Genomic DNA, 6,470 nt, shown 5'->3' on the forward strand with positions numbered 1-6,470 from the left:
TGGCGTAGGTTTTCCCTGGGAGCTGTGCCCACAGGCACGCGACGATCTCGACACTGTATGGGGAGACAACGCGCCATGAGCGATGTACTGGAGCTGGTGGACGTATCCGTGGTCCGCGACGGACGCGCTCTGGTGGACGACGTCTCCTGGTCGGTCAAGGAGGGGGAGCGCTGGGTCATCCTCGGTCCGAACGGCGCCGGCAAGACCACCCTCCTCAACATCGCCTCCAGCTACCTCTTCCCCAGCACCGGCACGGCCAAGATCCTCGGTGAGCGGCTGGGCGGCGTCGGCACCGACGTCTTCGAGCTCCGCCCCCGCATCGGCATTGCCGGTGTGGCCATGGCCGAAAAGCTCCCCAAGCGACAGACCGTGCTGCAGACGGTGCTCACCGCCGCGTACGGCATGACCGCCACCTGGCACGAGGACTACGAAGCCGTCGACGAGGAGCGCGCCCGCGCCTTCCTCGACCGCCTCGGCATGACCGAGTTCCTCGACCGCAAGTTCGGCACGCTCTCCGAGGGCGAGCGCAAGCGCACCCTCATCGCCCGCGCCATGATGACCGACCCCGAGCTGCTCCTCCTCGACGAGCCCGCCGCCGGGCTCGACCTCGGCGGACGCGAGGACCTGGTCCGCAGGCTCGGCAGGCTGGCCCGTGACCCGTACGCCCCGTCCATGGTCATGGTCACCCACCACGTCGAGGAGATCGCGCCCGGCTTCACCCACGTCCTGATGATCCGTCAGGGCAAGGTGCTCGCCGCCGGTCCCATGGAGACCGAGCTCAGCTCCCGGAACCTCTCCCTCTGCTTCGGCCTGCCGCTCGTCGTCGAGCACCGCGGCGACCGCTACACCGCTCACGGTCTGCCCCTCGGCCAGTAGTCGCACCACAGCCAACCTCCTCTGCGCCCTGTCGGGGAAGGCACTCGCGGTCCTACGATGACCATGTGGACATCGACGCGTGGGTGTGGTGGCTGATCGGCGCGGTGGGACTGGGCATTCCCCTCGTCCTGACCGCGATGCCCGAATTCGGGATGTTCGCCGTCGGAGCGGTGGCCGCGGCCGTCGTGGCGGCGCTCGGCGGCGGAGTCGTCGCCCAGGTCCTGGTGTTCGTCGTGGTCTCGGTGGCGCTGATCGCCGTGGTCCGCCCGATCGCGGCCAGACACCGCGCGAGTCAGTCCACGCACGCCACCGGCATCGACGCGCTGAAAGGCCGTCAAGCCGTCGTCCTGGAACGGGTGGACGGCAGCAGCGGCCGCATCAAGCTCGCCGGCGAGATCTGGTCCGCACGCTCACTCGACGGCGACCAGACCTTCGAACCGGGCCGCCAGGTGGACGTCGTGGACATCGACGGCGCAACAGCCGTCGTCATGTGAGCGAACCGGTCACACGGCAGGCCGCAGTCTGCCAAACTCGAAGTCGATCATCATGACAATGCGACCGTCATGACCGTCACACCGTTCGACCTCGATCACCGCGATCCGTCGGCAACCGAAGGGCACGAGGCACACGATGCAACCGATCATCATCGTCCTGATCATTCTGGTGGTGCTCGTCTTCATCGCCCTGATCAAGACGATCCAGGTCATCCCGCAGGCCAGTGCCGCCATCGTCGAGCGCTTCGGCCGCTACACCCGCACGCTCAACGCCGGGCTGAACATCGTCGTCCCGTTCATCGACTCGATCCGCAACCGGATCGACCTCCGTGAACAGGTCGTCCCCTTCCCGCCGCAGCCGGTGATCACGCAGGACAACCTCGTCGTCAACATCGACACCGTCATCTACTACCAGGTGACCGACGCCCGCGCCGCGACGTACGAAGTCGCCAGCTACATCCAGGCGATCGAGCAGCTGACCGTCACCACCCTGCGGAACATCATCGGCGGCATGGACCTGGAGCGGACCCTGACCTCCCGCGAGGAGATCAACGCGGCACTCCGCGGCGTCCTCGACGAGGCCACCGGCAAGTGGGGCATCCGCGTCAACCGCGTCGAGCTCAAGGCCATCGAACCGCCCACCTCCATCCAGGACTCGATGGAGAAGCAGATGCGCGCCGACCGTGACAAGCGCGCCGCCATCCTCACCGCCGAAGGCATCAGGCAGTCCCAGATCCTCACCGCCGAGGGTGAGAAGCAGTCCGCGATCCTCCGCGCCGAAGGTGAGGCCAAGGCGTCCGCACTCCGCGCCGAGGGCGAGGCCCAGGCCATCCGTACGGTCTTCGAGTCCATCCACGCCGGGGACCCGGACCAGAAGCTCCTCTCGTACCAGTACCTCCAGATGCTCCCCAAGATCGCCGAGGGCGACGCCAACAAGCTCTGGATCGTGCCCAGCGAGATCGGCGACGCCCTGAAGGGCCTCAGCGGAGCGTTCGGCAACCTCGGCAGCGGCGCCCCCGGCTTCAACACCGGTACGGAGCGGCGGGAACAGCCCCCGGTCGACTGACCCGGGAACACCTTCGTGCATGATCGGTGAGGCCCCTCGACCTTCACGGCGGGGAGGCGTCACTGACCATCGAAGGAGATGGCCTTGTCCATCTGGGAAATTCTCGCGGTCTTCGCGGCCGGCGTCGGCGCCGGCACGATCAACACGATCGTCGGATCGGGAACGCTGATCACGTTCCCGGTCCTGCTCGCCACCGGGCTGCCCCCGGTCACCGCGACCGTGTCCAACGCGCTCGGCCTGATCCCCGGATCCATCAGCGGAGCCATCGGCTACCGCGAGGAACTCACCGGACAGCGCCGCCGCATACTGAAACTGAGCGCCGGCGCCCTGATCGGCGGCCTCACCGGGGCGACCCTCCTGCTCGCCCTGCCCTCCACGGCGTTCGAGACGATCGTCCCCGTCCTGGTGACCCTCGCGCTGGTACTGGTCATCCTGCAACCCCGGATCAGCAGAGCGGTACAGCGCCGCCGCGACCGCACGGGCACCCCCGCCCGGCTCGACGGCGGACCCCTCCTGTTCACCGGGATCATGCTCGCCAGCGTCTACGGCGGCTACTTCACGGCCGCCCAGGGCATCATCTACCTGTCCCTGATGGGCATGCTGCTCGACGACACCATGCAGCGCCTCAACGCCGTCAAGAACGTCCTCGCCGCCGTCGTCAACAGCGTCGCCGCGCTCTTCTTCCTCTTCGTCGCGCACTTCGACTGGACGGCCGTCGTCCTCATCGCGGTCGGCTCGGCGATAGGCGGCCAGATAGGCGCCAAGGTCGGCCGCCGGCTCAGCCCGGGCCTCCTGCGCGCCCTGATCGTCGTCGTCGGCACCGCGGCCATCGTCCAACTGCTGCTGCGCTGACGGACGGAGCCCGCCCCCTCCGTACGAGGGGGCGGGCTCCGCAGTGGTTCATCCGGGTCGGGCCGGATCTCTCACGCGGCGGAACGGGCCAGCCACTCCGGCAACGCCGACCGGTCACCGGCACCCAGCGCGAGCAGCATCGCGTCCGCCGGGGACGGCACGAACGGCTGACGCAGCAGTGGCATGCCCGCCTGCTCCGGCGTCCGGGCCGCCTTGCGGTGGTTGTCCTCCGCGCACGAGGCCACGGTGTTCAGCCAGGTGTCCTGACCGCCCTGAGCACGGGGCACGACGTGGTCCACCGTGCTCGCCCGTCTCCCGCAGTACGCGCACCGGTGCTGGTCCCGTATGAGGACGCCCCTTCTGGACCACGGAGCGTGTCTTCGGAACGGCACCCGTACGTACCGGCAGAGCCTGATCACCTGGGGCACCGGAAGGTCCACGGCGGCACCCCGCATACGGAGCCCGGGATGCGACTGCTCGACGACGGCCTTGTCCTGCAGGATCAGAACCACCGCACGGTTGAGCGTCACCGTCGACAGTGGCTCGAAGCTCGCGTTGAGTACCAGTGTGTCCCGCATCCTGCCCACCTCCCGTGTGCCGCCCGTCTGCCGGCGGGCCCGGATCAACTCTGTCCGGGTGAGCCGTGATGGACAACGCAATAAAAAGTGCCCTGCCCTGATCTCTCCAAGACCAGGGCAGGGCAAACAGCAGGCGAACGCTCAGCTTTCGGGGGCGGTGTACTCCCCGATCAGCTGGGCGCGGCCCAGGGTGTGGAACCGCAGGTTGAAACCGACCACGGCGGGCGAGGCGTCGCTGTCCGGGCCGAGCTTCCCGGTGTCCACCGCGTACACGGTGAAGACGTAGCGGTGGTTCTCACCGGCGGGCGGCGCGGCACCGCCGAACTCCTTCGACCCGTAGTCGTTGCGGACCTGGACGGCACCCTCGGGCAGCCCCTCGAACGCCCCGCTCCCGGCGCCGGCCGGGAGCTCGGTCACCGAGGCGGGGATGTCGAACACCACCCAGTGCCAGAACCCGCTGCCCGTCGGGGCGTCCGGGTCGAAGCACGTCACGGCGAAGCTCTTCGTCCCGGCGGGGAAACCCTCCCACCGCAGCTGCGGCGAGGTGTTCCCCGCCGCGAACACCTGGGCGTCCGCGAGTACGGCTCCCGGCGCGAGGTCCTCGCTCACCACGGTGAACGAGGGGACCTCGGGATGGAAGTCGTGCGGCAGCGGCGCCCTCTTCGGCTCGGTCACGTCAGCACCTCTCCTGGTCGGCTGTGCGTTCTTCCCACCGACCCTAGGGGGTGTCAGAGCCAGTTGCGCTGGCCGCCGACCTGGGCGAGCCACTGATTCAGGTACGCGGCCCAGTCCGTGTTCTGGAAGTCGTTGAGCCCCACCTTGAAGGCACGGTAGGAGTCGCTGCCCTCGCTGAAGAGCCCCGGCTTCTTGTCCATCTCCAGGACGACGTCCATCTCGCGGTCATCCGCGACGAATGTCAGCTCCACCTGGTTCAGCCCCCGGTACTGCGACGGCGGGAAGAACTCGATCTCCTGGTAGAACGGCAGCCGCTGGCGCGTACCGCGGATGTGGCCGCGCTCCATGTCGGCACTGCGGAAACCGAAGCCCAGCTGCCCGAAGGCGTCCAGGATGGCCTGCTGCGCCGGCAGCGGGTGCACGTTGATCGGGTCCAGATCACCGGAGTCCAGGGCGCGGGCGATCTCCAGCTCCGTGGTCACCCCGATGTTCATGCCGCGCAGGTGCTGCCCGGCGAACATGGTGATGGGCGTCTCCCAGGGGATCTCCAGCCCGAACGGCACGACGTGCACCGCGCCCGCCTGCACCGCGAAGGCACCACCCAGGCGCAGCTTGGTGAACTCGATGTCCTGCTTGGTCTCCTGGTCCCCGCCCTCGACCTCGACCCGCGCCTGAAGACCGACCGAGAGGCCCTCGATCTGCTGGTCCACGGACCCACCCTGGATCCGCACCTCGCCCTGGACCACCCCACCAGGGACGACATTGAGTTCGGTCAGTTCGGTCTCGACCGAAGCACCGCCGGCACCCATGCTCGCGAGCAGCCGCTTGAAGCCCATGTTCTTCCTCCTTGGTCCTGACACCCCTACATACGCGCCACGACGGTAGCCGGTTCCCGGTACGCCGACCCCAGTACCCTGGGACGCCATGAACAAGGGCAAGGACCGCACGCCGCTCACGCGGGACTTCTTCGACAGGCCGGTCCTGGAGGTGGCCCCCGACCTCCTGGGCCGCATCCTCGTCCGGAGCTCCGAGGACGGTCCCATCGAGCTGCGCCTGACCGAGGTGGAGGCGTACGCGGGCGACGTCGATCCGGGCTCCCACGCCTTCCGCGGCCGGACGGCCCGCAACAGCGTGATGTTCGGGCCGCCGGGCCACTCGTACGTCTACTTCACGTACGGCATGTGGCACTGCCTCAACCTGGTGTGCGGTCCCGAGGGCATGGCGAGTGGTGTCCTGCTCCGCGCGGGGGAGATCGCCGTGGGGGCGGAGATGGCCCGCAAACGTCGATTCTCGGCCCGGCATGACAGGGAACTGGCCAAAGGCCCGGCCCGTCTGGCCACCGCTCTCGACGTCGACCGCGCGTTGAACGGGGCCGACGTGGTGTCGGGCCCGGAGCGGCCGCTGTCCGTGCTGCACGGTGAGCCTCCGGCGCCCGACCTGGTGCGGAGCGGACCGCGGACGGGAGTGGGAGGGGACGGCTCCCACCAGCCGTGGCGCTTCTGGATCGACGGCGACCCCACGGTGAGCCCGTACAGGGCCCATGTGCCACGCCGCCGGGCAACTTGACTCACCCCTGCCGTTTCCCTAATGTAGTCCGAGCCGCTTGAACGGATGCAGTTGTTCTTGGCACGGTCCATCGGACCGGGTCGAAGCATCGTGAGAGGGCCAACCACTACCTACGATTCACCCCCGGCGGGTGCAATTTCGGCATGCCGAAATTACCCCGACAGACTCGATTATGAGTCACCGAGGAAATCGGCTAATGTAGTGACCACGCCGAAAGGGAAACGCGAAAGCGAAGAACTGGAAAGCGGGGCGGTAATTCAACCGCTTGGCAGGAACCCGCTTCGGCCGGGAATCGGACACGAAAGAGTCTGATAGAGTCGGAAACGCAAGAACGAAGGGAAGCGCCCGGAGGGCCCCGGTGAA

8 protein-coding genes are annotated in these 6,470 nt (G+C 68.1%); 5 read left to right on the forward strand and 3 right to left on the reverse strand.

Annotated elements, in window-relative coordinates:
* Window positions 1-75 precede the first annotated feature (75 nt).
* The 4 genes from ACZ607_RS05040 to ACZ607_RS05055 all read left to right on the forward strand — a co-directional run bounded on the left by ACZ607_RS05040 (window position 76) and on the right by ACZ607_RS05055 (window position 3,288).
* Complete coding sequence (locus ACZ607_RS05040) at window positions 76-876, forward strand: ABC transporter ATP-binding protein (RefSeq protein WP_099175980.1); 801 nt, start codon at window positions 76-78, stop codon at window positions 874-876.
* Between the two features lie 65 nt (window positions 877-941).
* Window positions 942-1,370 carry an NfeD family protein gene (locus ACZ607_RS05045; RefSeq protein ID WP_469731787.1) on the forward strand — a complete coding sequence of 143 codons (429 nt, stop codon included), beginning with the start codon at window positions 942-944 and terminating at the stop codon, window positions 1,368-1,370.
* Window positions 1,371-1,506: 136 nt separating this feature from the next.
* Complete coding sequence (locus ACZ607_RS05050) at window positions 1,507-2,436, forward strand: SPFH domain-containing protein (protein ID WP_099175978.1); 930 nt, start codon at window positions 1,507-1,509, stop codon at window positions 2,434-2,436.
* Between the two features lie 84 nt (window positions 2,437-2,520).
* A complete protein-coding gene (locus ACZ607_RS05055) occupies window positions 2,521-3,288 on the forward strand; it encodes a sulfite exporter TauE/SafE family protein (RefSeq protein ID WP_469731789.1) in 768 nt (255 codons plus the stop codon).
* A 71-nt stretch (window positions 3,289-3,359) separates the two neighbouring features.
* Here ACZ607_RS05055 and ACZ607_RS05060 read toward each other — a convergent pair whose 3' ends face one another.
* From ACZ607_RS05060 to ACZ607_RS05070, 3 genes are all read right to left on the reverse strand, one after another.
* The gene (locus ACZ607_RS05060; protein WP_469731791.1) at window positions 3,360-3,866 is read right to left on the reverse strand and encodes an HNH endonuclease; all 507 of its coding nucleotides are present in this window, start codon (window positions 3,864-3,866) and stop codon (window positions 3,360-3,362) included.
* Window positions 3,867-4,007: 141 nt separating this feature from the next.
* Window positions 4,008-4,541, reverse strand: coding sequence for a YbhB/YbcL family Raf kinase inhibitor-like protein (locus tag ACZ607_RS05065; protein ID WP_469731793.1), 534 nt, complete (start codon window positions 4,539-4,541; stop codon window positions 4,008-4,010).
* 53 nt (window positions 4,542-4,594) lie between these two features.
* Window positions 4,595-5,377 (reverse strand): sporulation protein, encoded by a 783-nt coding sequence (locus ACZ607_RS05070; RefSeq protein ID WP_469731795.1) that lies wholly within the window; start codon window positions 5,375-5,377, stop codon window positions 4,595-4,597.
* 88 nt (window positions 5,378-5,465) lie between these two features.
* Here ACZ607_RS05070 and ACZ607_RS05075 point away from each other — a divergent pair, with 88 nt between their 5' ends.
* Window positions 5,466-6,107, forward strand: coding sequence for a DNA-3-methyladenine glycosylase (locus ACZ607_RS05075; protein ID WP_469731797.1), 642 nt, complete (start codon window positions 5,466-5,468; stop codon window positions 6,105-6,107).
* Window positions 6,108-6,470: the final 363 nt, after the last annotated feature.

The sequence above is a fragment of the Streptomyces sp. NPDC104381 genome (genome assembly GCF_055583745.1).

Bases quoted from the DNA above. Each gene is read 5' to 3' on its own strand.
- ACZ607_RS05070 (WP_469731795.1), bottom strand. From the start codon at position 5,377: ATGGGCTTCAAGCGGCTGCTCGCGAGCATGGGTGCCGGCGGTGCTTCG.
- ACZ607_RS05040 (WP_099175980.1), top strand. From the start codon at position 76: ATGAGCGATGTACTGGAGCTGGTGGACGTATCCGTGGTCCGCGACGGA.
- ACZ607_RS05050 (WP_099175978.1), top strand. From the start codon at position 1,507: ATGCAACCGATCATCATCGTCCTGATCATTCTGGTGGTGCTCGTCTTC.
- ACZ607_RS05060 (WP_469731791.1), bottom strand. From the start codon at position 3,866: ATGCGGGACACACTGGTACTCAACGCGAGCTTCGAGCCACTGTCGACG.
- ACZ607_RS05075 (WP_469731797.1), top strand. From the start codon at position 5,466: ATGAACAAGGGCAAGGACCGCACGCCGCTCACGCGGGACTTCTTCGAC.